This window comes from Pseudomonas sp. NFACC24-1 (assembly GCF_900115235.1).
GTDB classification, from domain to species: Bacteria; Pseudomonadota; Gammaproteobacteria; order Pseudomonadales; family Pseudomonadaceae; genus Aquipseudomonas; species Aquipseudomonas fluorescens_AA.
The window spans coordinates 35,866-49,403 of sequence record NZ_FOVS01000030.1 but is presented as its reverse complement, the minus strand read 5'-3'; the positions used below and the strand labels follow the sequence as shown (position 1 = coordinate 49,403).

Annotated in this window: 13 protein-coding genes; 7 read left to right on the top strand and 6 right to left on the bottom strand. The window is 63.2% G+C overall.

Going from position 1 to position 13,538, the window contains the following annotated elements:
* Positions 1–161: 161 nt before the first annotated feature.
* Entirely contained in the window at positions 162–641 is a 480-nt protein-coding gene (locus BM317_RS23370) for an Lrp/AsnC family transcriptional regulator (RefSeq protein ID WP_003205850.1), read from the bottom strand.
* A gap of 414 nt (positions 642–1,055) precedes the next feature.
* Between BM317_RS23370 and BM317_RS23360 the strand changes: the two genes are divergently transcribed.
* Positions 1,056–2,063 carry a DUF6515 family protein gene (locus BM317_RS23360; protein WP_092476460.1) on the top strand — a complete coding sequence of 336 codons (1,008 nt, stop codon included), beginning with the start codon at positions 1,056–1,058 and terminating at the stop codon, positions 2,061–2,063.
* A 184-nt stretch (positions 2,064–2,247) separates the two neighbouring features.
* Here the strand turns inward: BM317_RS23360 and BM317_RS23355 are convergent, their stop codons facing one another.
* Together BM317_RS23355 and BM317_RS23350 are read right to left on the bottom strand one after the other, a co-directional pair.
* Entirely contained in the window at positions 2,248–3,141 is an 894-nt protein-coding gene (locus BM317_RS23355) for a cation diffusion facilitator family transporter (protein WP_092476459.1), read from the bottom strand.
* Positions 3,142–3,169: 28 nt separating this feature from the next.
* Positions 3,170–3,589 carry a hypothetical protein gene (locus BM317_RS23350; RefSeq protein WP_060740501.1) on the bottom strand — a complete coding sequence of 140 codons (420 nt, stop codon included), beginning with the start codon at positions 3,587–3,589 and terminating at the stop codon, positions 3,170–3,172.
* Between the two features lie 98 nt (positions 3,590–3,687).
* On the opposite strand from BM317_RS23350, the gene hrpB reads away from it, so the two are divergent.
* Complete coding sequence (hrpB, locus tag BM317_RS23345; RefSeq protein ID WP_092476457.1) at positions 3,688–6,204, top strand: ATP-dependent helicase HrpB; 2,517 nt, start codon at positions 3,688–3,690, stop codon at positions 6,202–6,204.
* A 134-nt stretch (positions 6,205–6,338) separates the two neighbouring features.
* On the opposite strand, the gene BM317_RS23340 is transcribed toward hrpB, so the two are convergent.
* Together BM317_RS23340 and BM317_RS23335 are read right to left on the bottom strand one after the other, a co-directional pair.
* A complete protein-coding gene (locus BM317_RS23340) occupies positions 6,339–7,418 on the bottom strand; it encodes an endonuclease/exonuclease/phosphatase family protein (RefSeq protein ID WP_092173942.1) in 1,080 nt (359 codons plus the stop codon).
* Between the two features lie 90 nt (positions 7,419–7,508).
* Complete coding sequence (locus tag BM317_RS23335; RefSeq protein WP_092476455.1) at positions 7,509–8,171, bottom strand: YciC family protein; 663 nt, start codon at positions 8,169–8,171, stop codon at positions 7,509–7,511.
* Positions 8,172–8,346: 175 nt separating this feature from the next.
* Here BM317_RS23335 and BM317_RS23330 point away from each other — a divergent pair, with 175 nt between their 5' ends.
* From BM317_RS23330 to BM317_RS23320, 3 genes are all read left to right on the top strand, one after another.
* Complete coding sequence (locus BM317_RS23330) at positions 8,347–9,096, top strand: DUF2076 domain-containing protein (RefSeq protein ID WP_092476453.1); 750 nt, start codon at positions 8,347–8,349, stop codon at positions 9,094–9,096.
* 128 nt (positions 9,097–9,224) lie between these two features.
* Entirely contained in the window at positions 9,225–9,704 is a 480-nt protein-coding gene (locus tag BM317_RS23325) for a LabA-like NYN domain-containing protein (protein ID WP_092173954.1), read from the top strand.
* Positions 9,705–9,725: 21 nt separating this feature from the next.
* The gene (locus tag BM317_RS23320) at positions 9,726–10,337 is read left to right on the top strand and encodes a 3'-5' exonuclease (protein WP_057451857.1); all 612 of its coding nucleotides are present in this window, start codon (positions 9,726–9,728) and stop codon (positions 10,335–10,337) included.
* Between the two features lie 170 nt (positions 10,338–10,507).
* Here the strand turns inward: BM317_RS23320 and BM317_RS23315 are convergent, their stop codons facing one another.
* On the bottom strand, positions 10,508–10,960 hold the full coding sequence (locus BM317_RS23315; RefSeq protein ID WP_092476452.1) for an Lrp/AsnC family transcriptional regulator: 453 nt from the start codon (positions 10,958–10,960) through the stop codon (positions 10,508–10,510).
* A 161-nt stretch (positions 10,961–11,121) separates the two neighbouring features.
* Here BM317_RS23315 and yedA point away from each other — a divergent pair, with 161 nt between their 5' ends.
* Positions 11,122–12,024 carry a drug/metabolite exporter YedA gene (gene yedA, locus BM317_RS23310; protein WP_060740508.1) on the top strand — a complete coding sequence of 301 codons (903 nt, stop codon included), beginning with the start codon at positions 11,122–11,124 and terminating at the stop codon, positions 12,022–12,024.
* A gap of 58 nt (positions 12,025–12,082) precedes the next feature.
* Entirely contained in the window at positions 12,083–13,420 is a 1,338-nt protein-coding gene (locus BM317_RS23305; RefSeq protein WP_092173962.1) for an RNA helicase RhlE1, read from the top strand.
* Positions 13,421–13,538 lie beyond the last annotated feature (118 nt).

The window sequence follows — 13,538 nt, the reverse complement described above, 5'->3', positions numbered from 1 at the left end:
CGGTGTGTCGCAGCTATTCATCGCCCGGCAAGTACTCTGGATCGTTCCCACGCTCCGCGTGGGAATGCAGCCCCGGGACGCTCTGCGTCCCCAAGAGCCGAACGCGGAGCGTCCGTAGAGGCGTTACCACGCGGAGCGTGGGAACGATCTGAATGGCGTTCTCAGTTGCGCAGGTGAGTCAACGGCAGTTCGGTGCTGTTGAGCACCTGGTTCAGCACAAAGCTGGAGCGCACGCTGGTGACGCCATCGATCCGGGTCAGGTGCCCCAACAGCAGTTTCTGGTAATGGTCCATGTCCGGCACCACCACCTTGAGCTGGTAGTCCGCGTCCATGCCGGTGACCAGGCTGCACTCCAGCACTTGCGGCAGGTTGCGGATGGCGGCTTCGAAGTTCTCGAAACGCTCGGGTGTGTGGCGGTCCATGCCGATCAGCACATAAGCCGTCAGGCTCAGGCCCAGTAGCTTGCGGTCGAGCAGGGCGACCTGGCGGGTGATGTAGCCGTCATCCTCCAACTGCTTGACCCGCCGCGAGCAGGGGGAGGGCGACAGGCCGATGCGTTCGGCCAGTTCCTGGTTGGAGATGCGCGCATCGCGCTGCAATTCCGCCAGAATGCTCAGGTCGTAACGGTCGAGTTTGCTCATCGGTCGGGCCTTTATCTTGATAATTGCGGAGGATTATCTATCCGGGGTTAAAAATTGCGCAAGTGATGTTTATTTCCGCAATCTTCGCAATCATCTGTCGGCGCCCCAGGCTTATGCTTACCACCAAGATCACTGCTCGGACAAACAGTCCAGTGCAGCCCGCCCAATCAGGCCGGCTGCGGTCGCAGTACCCACCGGTACTGGCAGACCCCCGAGCTGCACACCGTCCAGAAGACGGCGTGAGGTGAGCCGACGTCATAAGCGTCGAGCACGGACGAAATTCTCAAGGGGAGGCCGACGGGTCTCCCTTTTTTAATGCCTGCGAAATAAACCTCGTGGCTGATAATCTGTCGCAGAACCGGCCTGGGCTTTCCCAGTCTTATCATCAGGCCCTGAACCGTTGTGAGGAATTTCATGAAGTCGCGCATCTGGCGTTTGGCAGGTGTTGGTCTGTTGTGGGCAAGTGTCAGTGCGCAGGGAATGGCCGACGATCAGCAAAACCGTGGCGGCCCGGACGGCGGTCGCGGGCAGGACGGGCGCGGCGGCAACGGCCAGGGTTACTCGGGCCAGCCGCGGCCGCAGAGCAACGAAATCATTCGGGGTGACAACAGTCGTCAGTTCGAGGTCACGCCGCAGAACCCGGGTGGACAACGCTACGACCGTCCACCGCAGGACCCTAACGCTCACGGTCGTCCGCCGCAGCCGCCGCCCGGCAACAACTTGCCCATCCAGGGCCGGCCCGACAGCGTGACCCAGACCCGCGAACCGCAACCGGGGTATTACCGCGATATCCCTCGGCGCAACGATGGCTATCCGAACGCAGGTCCGCGACCAGACCATGACGGTCGTCCCGGCCAGCATTGGCCCGGTCGGCCGGATGGGCATGGCAACGGGTGGGGCCCGGGGCCGCAATACCGTCCGGGTTATGTGATCGACCGTTTCCCGGATCGCAACTACCGCGTGCCCTATCGCGGCCAGGACTATTTCTATTCGGGCGGCTACTGGTATCGCCCGCAAGGACCGCGTTACGTCGTGGTCGCGCCACCGCGGGGCATCCGCACCCGTTACCTGCCCGATTACGCCCGGGAAGTGTGGATCGGCAGTTCGCTGTTCTTCCTCGCTGCCGGCGCCTATTACATCTACGAAGCCAACACCCAGGATTATGTCGTGGTCGATGCGCCGGTCGCCAACCCGCAGCCGCAACCCCAAGGCAACAGTTTCGATGTGGTGGCCTATCCGGCCAACGGCCAGGCGCCCGAGCAGGTCAATCAGGATGGCTACGACTGCTATCGCTGGGCGGTGCAGCAGAGCGGGTTCGATCCGCGCAACTACACCTACCCGCCGGCACCGGAGGTGGTGCAGACCTATCGCCAGGCCCAGGGCAGTTGCTTGAGCAGCCGTGGGTATCAGGTGACGTACTGAGTATTCATCGCTGAATCAGAGTTGGACACCTGCTTCTGTGGCGAGGGGATTTATCCCCGCTGGACTGCGCAGCAGTCCCAAAAAGCAGCCGACTCGATCTGTCTGGCAGACCGAGTGGTGAGGTTTCAGGGCTGCTGCGCAGCCCAGCGGGGATAAATCCCCTCGCCACATTCTGTGTTCGGCATCACGCGCTGGCGTGCTTCACCACGTCCGACGGATCGGCATGCACCAGCACTTCGGCCTTCGGATAAGCGCGGTGGATGGCATCGGCGGCCTGGTCGCTGATGCCGTGGGCCACTGACAGGGTCAGGTCCCCCGGCAACTCCAGGTGCAGTTGCACGAACCAGTGGTTGCCGGAGACCCGTGTACGCAGGTCATGGGCGCCCAGCACGCCGGGCACGGCGCAGGCCAGTTCCAGCATGCGCTGGCTGACGTCCGGTGGCAGTTCTTCATCCATCAGCACCGCGAAGCTTTCCCGGGCGATCTGGATGGCGCTCCACAGGATATACGCGGCGATCCCCAGGCCGAACCAGGCGTCGAGTTGATACCAACCGAACCCGGCCAGTACCAGCGCGATCAGGATGCTGCCGTTGAGCAACAGGTCGGAGCGATAGTGCAGCGAGTCGGCGCGCACGGCGTTGGAGCCGGTGGCGCGGATGACCCGATGCTGCAACGCCAGCAGCGCCACGGTCAGCCCCAGGGAAAACACGATCACCCCGACGCTGAGCCAGGGCGCCTCCACCGGCACCGGGGTTTTCAGGCGTTCGAAGGCCTGCAAGGCAATCAATATCGCACTGGCGCCGATAAACAGCGCCTGGGCCATGCCGGCCAGGGATTCGGCCTTGCCATGACCATAGCGATGGTCATCGTCGGCGGGGCGCAGGGCGTAATGCACCGCCAGCAGATTGAGCAGCGACGTAACGCCGTCCAGGGCCGAGTCGGTCAGGCCGGCGAGCATGCTCACCGAACCGCTGAGCCACCAGGCCAGCGCCTTGGCGATCACCAGTGTGAGCGCCACGGCCACCGACGCCCGGGTGGCCAGGCGCAGCAGGCGAGCGTGTTCGGTGCTGGTGGTCATGGCGCGGTCGTTCCTTCAGTGGCGTCGGTCATGCGGCCGGTTTCAGACCGAGGGTGGCCAGTTGCTGCGCGCTGCCCTTGTGCTGGATCAGTCGAGGATCGTCCAGTGGGAAGCTGCGGCCCAGTTCGCGTTCCAGGATCGCCTGCAGTTTTTGGTTATTGACCGTGCCGTCGGGGTTGATGGCTGGCTTGAGTTTCTCTGGCTCGATCTGGACGCTGCGGCCCGGTTCGAAATAGATGGCGCCGGTGGCAAAGTCCACGGCGAACGCGATCAGGCCGGGGATGATGTAGAACAGCAGGCCGACGGCATCGAGGGCGGCGATGGCCGGGTCGATCTTGCCGTCGATCTGGCCGCGACGGTCCGGGTAGAAGATCGAGCCACAGGCGCTGATTTGAGTCAGCAGGGAGGCGACCAGCACGCCACCGATCACGCGAAAGGGAATACGCATAGCAATCTCCTGAACAGGTAGTAGAGGCGTTGCTGGTTGGAGTCCAGACCACGCTAAACAGTTCGCCGTTATACTCGGCCCTCTGTTTTGGAGCCAGCATGATTTCTTTGCCGATTGATGAAGTTTTACCCGCCCTGCGCCAAGCCTTGGCATCACGCCACGAAGCCGTGCTCGAAGCGCCGCCCGGTGCCGGTAAAACCACCCGTGTTCCCCTGGCCTTGCTGAACGAGCCCTGGCTGGCCGGACAGACCCTCCTGATGCTCGAACCCCGGCGCCTGGCGGCCCGGGCGGCGGCCGAGCGGCTGGCCAGCGAACTGGGGGAAAAGGTCGGTGAAACCGTCGGCTACCGGATTCGTCTCGACAGCAAGGTCGGGCCCAAGACTCGCATTGAAGTGGTCACCGAAGGCATCCTCACCCGCCGTTTGCAGGACGACCCGGCGCTGGAAGGGGTGGGGCTGCTGATTTTCGATGAATTCCACGAACGCAGCCTCGATGCCGACCTGGCCCTGGCCTTGAGCCTCAACGGCCGCGAACTGTTTCGCGAAGAGCAGCCGCTGAAGATCCTGCTGATGTCCGCGACCCTGGAAGGCGAACGCCTGGCCGGGCTGTTGGACAACGCGCCGATCCTGCGCAGCGAAGGCCGCATGTTTCCGGTGACTGTACGCTGGGGGCGGCCGTTCCAGCCCGGCGAGTTCATCGAGCCACGGCTGGTGCAGACCGTGCTCGAAGCGCTGCACGATGAAACCGGCAGCGTCCTGGTGTTCTTGCCCGGGCAGGCGGAGATCCGCCGGGTCCATCAGCAACTGGCCGAGGCCTTGGGCGAAGGCGGCAACGTGTTGCTCTGCCCGCTGCACGGCGAACTGGACCTCGCCGCTCAACGCGCCGCCATCGACCCGGCACCTGCCGGCCAGCGCAAGGTGGTGCTGGCCACCAACATTGCCGAAACCAGCCTGACCATCAATGGCGTGCGGGTGGTGATCGACGCCGGACTGGCCCGGGTGCCGCGTTTCGACCCGGGCAGCGGCATGACCCGGCTCGACACCCAGCGCATTTCCCGGGCCAGCGCCACCCAGCGGGCCGGTCGCGCCGGGCGCCTGGAGTCGGGGGTGTGCTACCGGTTGTGGTCCGAAGACCAGCATGAACAATTGGCCGCTTACGGTAGCGCGGAGATTCTGTCGGCGGACCTGGCCGGGTTGGCCCTGCAACTGGGGCGCTGGGGCGTGACGCCGCAGCAATTGGTCTGGCTCGACGTCCCGCCCGCCGCTGCCTATGCCCAGGCCCGGGACCTGCTGCAACGCCTCGGCGCGCTGGAGGGCGAGCAACTGACCCGCCACGGTCAGGCCATGGCCGAACTGCCAGCCCACCCGCGTATTGCGCATCTGCTGTTGCGCGGTCAGGCGCTGGGGCTGGCGGACATGGCCTGCAACGTCGCCGCACTGTTGGGCGAGCGGGATATTCTGCGCGGTGCCGGCGCCGACCTGCACAGTCGCCTGGCCTTGCTGTCCGGCGAAGAACGCGCGACGCGCGGCGCCCACGGTGGGGTGCAGCGGGCGCGGCAACTGGCCCGGCAATATCGCGGCTATCTGCGGGGCAAGGCCGAAGAGGCCGTGGCCGATCCCGATCATCCGCGCTGGCTCGGCGCGTTGCTGGCGTTGGCCTACCCCGACCGCGTCGCCCAGCAGCGTCGGCCCGGCGGCGCGGAATATCGTCTGGCCAACGGCCGGGCGGCGCTGTTTGCCGAGGCCGACAGTCTTATGAAACAGGCGTGGCTGGTGATCGCCGACCTGGGCAGTCGCCAGGGCCAGCGGGAAGAGCGGATCTACCTGGCGACGGATTTCGACCCGGCACTGTTCGACTCGGTATTGGCCGAGCAAGTGCACACGGTGGATCAATTGGATTGGGACGAGCGCGAAGGCGTGCTGCGGGCCGAGCGCCAGCGCAAGGTCGGCGAACTGGTGCTCAGCCGCGAACCGTTAACCGGCCTGGACGAGTCGGCCCGTAGCCAGGCCCTGGTGAACCTGGTGCGGCGCAAGGGCCTGGAATTGCTGCCCTGGACTCCGGAGTTGCGGCAATGGCAGGCGCGGGTGGCGTTGTTGCGTCGACTTGAATGGGAGGCCAAGGGCGAGAGTGAATGGCCAGACGTCAGCGATGCAGCGCTGCTGAACACCCTCGAACACTGGTTGATGCCGTATCTGGGCCGCGTCTCGCGTCTCAGCCATTTCGTCAACCTGGACCTGTCGAGCATCGTCCACAACCTGTTGCCCTGGCCGTTGCCGCAACGCCTGGATGAACTGGCGCCGCACCATCTGAGCGTGCCCTCGGGCTCGTCGATCCGCCTGGACTACAGCGAGCATCCACCGATCCTGGCGGTGCGCCTGCAGGAACTCTTCGGCCTGGCCGATACCCCGCGCATCGCCGGCGGACGCCAGGTCGTCAAGCTGCACCTGTTGTCACCGGCACGCCGGCCGGTACAGGTGACCCAGGACCTGGCGAACTTCTGGCGCAGCACCTACGCCGAGGTGAAGAAGGATTTGAAAGGGCGCTATCCCAAGCATTACTGGCCGGATGATCCGCTGGTGGCGGAGGCGACCGCGCGGGTCAAGCCGCGTAAGTAATTGGGGCCGACACAAAACCTTTGTGGGAGCGAGCTTGCTCGCGATGGCGTCGGCACATCCCGACATCTGTGCTGGTTGAAAGATCGTTATCGCGAGCAAGCTCGCTCCCACATTTGTCCGGTGGTAGCTTCAAATCAAGGCGCAGCTGGCAGCAAAAAACGCGCAATCACCGGCAAGTGATCGGAGATACGCAAGGTATCGTCCTGTCGCACCTGGGCTTCGACCCGTTTGATTCGCGGGCTGTAGAACAGGTAGTCGACGGTGCGGTCCGGGCCGTTGAGGCCGGGGTCGTTCGGGTAATGGGTCAGCCAGTGTTCGCGGTCGATGCCGCTGGCTTCGTTGTTGGTGGGAATCATCGGGTACTTGTCCCACAGCAGGTGCAGCGGGCTGTCGGCGGAGTAGGGCGTGCGTTGCTCGGACGGCAGGCGTCGGTACTGGCCCAGGGGCAGCAGGTTGAAGTCGCCGCCGATCAGCCAGGGCGTGCCTGCGGATTCGAATTTGTCCAGTGCCTTGGTCACGGCGGTGATTTGTCTGGGCAGGGTTTCGTCCGGTTCTGTGGCCCGTTCCAGGTGCGTGTTGAGCACCGCCAACTGGCTGCCGTCGCTCAGTGACAGGTAGCTCACCAACAAGGCATTTTTCGGCTGGAACTGACGGCTGATGAAGTTGACATCGGCCACCGGCAGTTGCACCCGTTCGGCATGGTCGATGCGGTAGCGACTCAGGGTCGCCAGTTGCCGGCCGACGCTGCCGAAGATGTGCGGGTCGGGGATGAAATCGGCTTTCCAGTCGAAGGCGCTGGTACCGCATGGATAGAGGTCGGCCACGCGTTCCTGCAGCAGCTTGAGCTGGTCCTGGTAATCGCTGGCCTTGGCGCCCTTGTCCAGTTCCTGGAGCAACACGATGTCCGGTTGCTCGTCGCGGATGACCCGGGCCACTTCGTCGAGGCTGAAGGCCATGTCTTCCAGGGTCGGGCTTTCATCGTCGCCTTGGGCCAGGTCGTTCCAGAACACGTAGCGCTTGCCCGCGAGGAACTGGACGTTCCAGGTCATCACCTTCAAGGCCTGGCCGGGTGCCAGCGCTGCTGCATTGGCGGTGCAACTGACCGGCACGGTTTCCCGGGGCTGTGGCCGCCAGGTCAGGCCGTAGATCGACAGGGCGGCCAGGCTGAGGATCAACAGCAGGGCCAGCAAGGTGTAGCGCAGTAGACGGATCATGGCTCGGCTTATGGGCGAAACGCAAAAGTGCTCCCGAGCATAACCGAGAGCGGTTCTCAAGCCCAAGCCCAGGGCTGTCTTCGTGTGCGATCAGCGGCGCTCGGGCTTGGCTTCAATCAGCATGAACAGGCGGAACAGCACCACGGTAGTGAACAGTTGCAGGAAGCTGTGGACGCTTTCGATCAGCAAGCTGATCGCGGGGTTCTGTGGCGACGGATACACCGAGACGCTGGCGCCCTTGAGCAGCCACAGTGGGCCCATCACCGCGAGAATGCACAGCAGGATCCGCCAGAAGTTGCCGCGGGACAGGTTCAGGCTTTCCTTCATCGCCGCCAGGGGGGCCAGGCCCCTGAGGACCAGCAGGTATTCGCCGAAGGCCAGGGTCACCATCAGCCACAGGCCCGGCAGGAAGTACAACGACAGCCCCACCAGGATCAACAATGTGTTGAGGGCCGTCAGCAAGGCAAAGCGTGGCCACAGCGTGAGGGCCGTTGCGAGCAGGTCCCGGGTGCGTGGTGCTTCGCCGCGGCTGCGGGCGTCGAGAAACAGGATCAGCGCGGCGGTGTACAAGGGGTACACCAGCAGCCCGACGATCACGCTGTAGCCGGGAAAGCCGTCGGGGCCGAGGGCGCTGTCCACCCCTTGCTGCAGCAGGGCCTCGAGTATCACCAGTGGCAGGCACAACTGGGCGATCCGGCCCAGATGGCGCTTGAAGAAATACAAAGAGTCGCGCAGCACGTCAAACGGATTCATGGGTCGGTATCGCAGTTGAAAAAGCGGTCCGACACTTTAACCGATCAGGCGCCCGCACAAGCAAACGTAAACATCAGGTAAAGACCATTGAAAGCTTTCCGGCGAGCCCCATTACTGATGGGCACCGGTCTTCGGGATCGGAATGGTTTCTACCCGGCAATCGAATGAGGTCGCCATGAACAACGAAGAACAAACCCTGATCGATGGACTGTTTTCACGGCTGCAACAGGCCGAAAAGGATTCAGCCCCGCGCGACGCCCAGGCCGAGGCGCGGATCAAGGAACACCTGGCGAGCCAGCCAGCGGCGGGCTATTTCATGGCCCAGGCGATTCTGGTGCAGGAGGCCGCGATCAAGCGCCTCGATGAGCAGAACAGGCAACTGGCCCAGCAGGTCGAGCAATTGCAGGCTGATCTGCAACAAGCGCGCAAGCAAGCGCCGGCATCCAGCGGTGGCGGCGGTTTCCTCTCGAGTATCTTCGGCGGCAGCCCTAAGGATTCACGCCCGGCGAGCGCGCCGGCCTCCAGCGGTGGTGGTTGGCGCGAACCGGCGCAACCGTCCTTCAATGCCCCGCCCCAACAGGGCTTCGGCGCGCCGCCCGGCAATTATGGCGCACCGCAGCAACAGGCCCCGGCTGCGGGCAGCTTCCTCGGCGGCGCCCTGAAAACCGCCGCGGGCGTGGCGGGCGGCGTGATGCTGGCCCAAGGCATCAGCAGCCTGTTCCACAGCAATCAGCAACCGCAGGAGATCGTCGAGGTCATCAAGGAAGAACCGGCGCAACCGGTCAACGACACCGCAGGCAACGGTTGGGGCGATGACTCGCGCGTGGCCGACAACGACGCCTACGGCAACGACCAGGGCGGGTTCAGCGACGCGGACTACAGTGACGATTCATCTTCCTTCGGCGACGACGACTCTTTCGTCTGACCTGCCATTCGTCCGGGGCGCCCTGGCGCCTCGGGCCGATTATTCGCCGAACGATCCTTCTGGCTGGCATACTGGGCGACTTTTCGGCCCTGGTGGTCTGCGTACGTGTGCATCCAAGAGGAAACGCGGTGAAAAAAATTGCAGTGTTCGCCGATGTCCAGAACCTCTACTACACCGTGCGCCAGGCTTACGGTTGCCATTTCAACTACGCCGCGCTGTGGGCCGATGTCAGCAAACAGGGGCAGATCGTCGAGGCCTATGCCTATGCGATCGATCGCGGTGACAGCAAGCAGCAACAATTCCAGCAGATCCTGCGCAACCTGGGCTTCGTGGTGAAGCTCAAGCCCTACATCCAGCGCAGCGACGGCTCGGCCAAGGGCGATTGGGACGTGGGCATCACGCTGGACATCATGGACGCCGCCGACCACGTCGATGAAGTGGTGCTGGCCTCCGGCGATGGCGATTTCGACATGTTGCTCGAACGCATCATCCACAAGCACGGTGTGCAAGCCGTGGCCTATGGCGTGCCGGGGCTGACCGCCAACTCGCTGATCCGCGCCGCCAGTCGCTATGTGCCCATTGAAGGCGCGTTGTTGCTCAAGAATTGATTTTCACGGAGTTCAAAAGGTTTGGAACGCATCGCAGTCATCGACTTTGAAACCACCGGGATCACTCCGAGCAGCAGTTGCCGGGCCACTGAAATCGCGGTGGTGATGCTCGAGCAAGGCCGGATCGTCGACCGCTACCAGAGCCTGATGAATGCCGGTGTGCGCGTCCCTGCGTTTATCGAGCAACTGACTGGCATCAGCAATGCCATGCTGCGCAGCGCACCCTCGGCGGAAAAAGTCATGAACGAGGTCAACGAGTTCGTCGGCATCACGCCACTGCTGGCCCACAACGCCGCGTTCGACCAGAAGTTCTGGGATTTCGAGCTGGGACGTATCAAACGCACCCGCTTGCAGAATTTTGCCTGCTCACTGTTGCTGGCCCGGCGCCTGATGCCGGCGGCGCCGAACCACAAGCTCGGCACGCTCAATGCGTTCGCCGGCTTGCCCCACACCGGCCAGGCTCACCGGGCCATGGCCGACGCCGAAATGGCCGCCAACCTCACCGCGCACCTGGCTTCGCAACTGCGGCAAAAGCATGGGTTGCGGGAGTTGTCCCATGATTTGCTGTGCAGTTTGCAGAAAGTGCCGGCGGCGAAGATCAACGAGCATCTCAAGCGCCATCGCGGCTTTTAAGTACACCGCCGGACAACTGTGGGAGCGAGCTTGCTCCACAGTTGATCGTTCCCATGCTCCGCGTGGGAATGCCTCAACGGACGCTCTGCGTTCGGCTCTTGATGGGACGCGGAGCGTCCCGGGCTGCATTCCCACGCAGAGCGTAGGAACGATCTGGTCAAGGTTGACGGTTATTTCCCATTGCCTTCCAACTGCCCCAACGGCACGCGCTTTTCAATGGCGCTGGACAGCACGATCGAAGTCTTGCTGAAACCGAACGTGGCAATGCGGTTGATCAGCTCTTCCAGCTCGGGCATCGAGCCAACCGCCGCTTGCATGATCACGCACGGATCCCCGGTGACCCGGTGGCATTCGGTCAGTTGTGGGATCTTGCACAGTTCGTCGTAGGTCTTCTGGTTGCCATGCTGGTTCATTCGCAGTTCGATGACGCATTGCACCGGCAGGCCGATCTTCGCCATGTCGACTTTGGCTTGATAACCGGTGATGACACCGCTGGCTTCCAGTTTGCTGACCCGTTCGGCCACGGCGGGGGCTGACAGGTTCACTTTGCGGGCCAGTTCGGCGTAGGACGCACGACCGTTTTCCAACAGCGCGCTGAGCAACATGCGGTCGTATTTATCCACGGTTTGGCTTCCTGTCGGCGCAACTTTCGAAAGCGCGATTTATAGCGCTGATCGCCGTGTTTTGAAAAGTGTATGGCCTGGATAAACAGGTTTTTTAGCTTAATTTCCGCCTGTCGCCTTTCTAGAATAGCGTCTCTCATTGTCCTGACTTCGAGCTGAACATGCCTGGCCCACGCCGTTTTCCCCTGCCATTGATCGCTGCCTTTTTTGCCTTGTACGTCATCTGGGGTTCGACCTACTTGGTAATTCGCATCGGTGTGGAGCATTGGCCGCCGCTGTTGCTGGCCGGGATTCGTTTTGTGCTGGCCGGTTCGTTGATGTACGGCTTCCTGCGCTGGCGCGGAGCGCCGGCGCCGACCTGGGCACAATGGAAGGCCGGGGCCATCATTGGCGTGCTGTTGCTCAGTTTCGGTAACGGTGCGGTCAGTGTGGCCGAGCACACAGGCGTGGCGTCCGGGGTCGCGGCGCTGGCGGTGGCGACGGTGCCTTTGTTTACCTTGCTGTGCGGATATTTCTGGGGCGCGCGTAATACCCGTCTGGAATGGGCGGGGATTGTGCTGGGGTTGATCGGCATCGCCATGCTCAACCTCGGTTCCAATCTGCAGTCCAGCCCGTTGGGGGCGACCTTGCTGGTGTTCGCCGCGGCCTCCTGGGCCTTCGGCTCGGTGCTCAGCAAGCACCTGCCGCTGCCGGCCGGGGCGATGGCCAGTGCCGTGGAAATGCTGGTGGGCGGTGTGGTGCTGTTGATCGGCAGCGTGGCCAGCGGTGAACACCTGGACAGCATGCCGCCGCTGGAAGGCTGGTTCGCGCTGGCGTACCTGACCTTCTTCGGTTCGATCATCGCTTTCAACGCCTACATGTACCTGCTCAAGCATGTGCGTCCGGCGGCGGCCACCAGCTATGCCTACGTCAACCCGGCCGTGGCGGTGCTGCTGGGCATCGTATTCGCCGGTGAAACCATCGGCATCGAGGAGGCCCTGGCGATGTTGGTGATCATCAGTGCGGTGGTGTTGATCGGTTTGCCGCAGTGGCGCAAACCCAAGCCTGCGCCGGCCGTCTCCTGATTTAGGGTAAACTGCCGCGCATTGCACACCTTGCGCTGATTTTTCCTACGGTATCTCCATGACTTTCGCCACCCTTGGCCTGATCGAACCCTTGCTGCGCGCCCTCGAGACGCTCGGCTACCAGACCCCGACTCCGGTTCAGGCCCAAGCCATGCCGGCAGTGCTCGCCGGTCGCGACCTGATGGCCGCGGCCCAGACCGGCACCGGCAAGACCGCCGGCTTTGCGGTGCCGCTGTTGCAGTTGCTGACCACCGAAGGGCCGAAGGTCGCGGCCAACTCGGTGCGGGCGCTGATCCTGGTGCCGACCCGTGAATTGGCTGAGCAGGTCCATGAAAGCGTGCGTCAGTACGCGCAAAACCTGCCGCTGAGCACCTACGCCGTGTACGGCGGTGTCAGCATCAACCCGCAGATGATGAAGCTGCGCAAAGGCGTCGACCTGCTGGTCGCCACGCCGGGTCGTTTGCTCGATCTGTTCCGCCAGAATGCGCTGAAGTTCAATCAACTGCAGACGTTGGTGCTGGACGAAGCCGACCGCATGCTCGACCTGGGCTTCTCCGAGGAACTGGCGAATATCTACAAGGCCCTGCCGAAGAAGCGCCAGACCCTGCTGTTCTCTGCGACCTTTTCCGATGCGATCCGTTTGCTGGCCGGGCAGATGCTCAATGATCCGCTAAGCATTGAAGTGAGCCCGCGCAACGTGGCTGCCAACACCGTCAAGCAATGGGTGGTGACGGTGGACAAGAAGCGCAAGCCGGAATTGTTCGTGCACCTGATGCGCAAGCACAAGTGGAAGCAGGTGCTGGTATTCGCCAAGACCCGCAACGGCGTCGATGCGCTGGTGGAGAAGCTCCAGGGCCTGGGCGTCAACGCCGACGGTATCCATGGCGACAAGCCCCAGGCCACCCGCCAACGTGCGCTGGACCGCTTCAAGGCCAGCGAAGTGCAGATCCTGGTAGCCACCGACGTCGCCGCCCGTGGCTTGGACATCGAGGATTTGCCGTTGGTGGTGAACTTCGACCTGCCAATCGTGGCCGAGGACTACATCCACCGTATCGGCCGTACCGGCCGTGCGGGCGCTACAGGGCAGGCAATTTCCCTTGTCTGCGCCGATGAAGTGAATTTGCTGTCAGCCATCGAGATGTTGACCCGTCAGACGTTGCCTCGCCAGATGGAACAAGACTTCGAGCCTGAGCACCGCGTGCCGGACACCGATGCCAGCGGCCAGGTGATCAAGAAGCCGAAAAAGCCGAAGAAACCGAAAGCCTCCGGGAGTGGCGGTAAGCGCAATCTGGGCAAGTGGGTGGACAGTGGCGACGCTGCGCCTGTGGAGCCTTCGGTCAAGCCGGTGCGCAAGGTGCCGGTGTTCAATACCGGGCCGCGTAAGAAGAAACCCTGATAGTTTACTGACCGATGATCGTTCCCATGCTCTGCGTGGAAACGCCTCTACGGACGCTCCGCGTTCGGCTTTGGGACGCGGAGCGTCCCGGGCTGCATTCCCACGCGGAGCGTGGGAA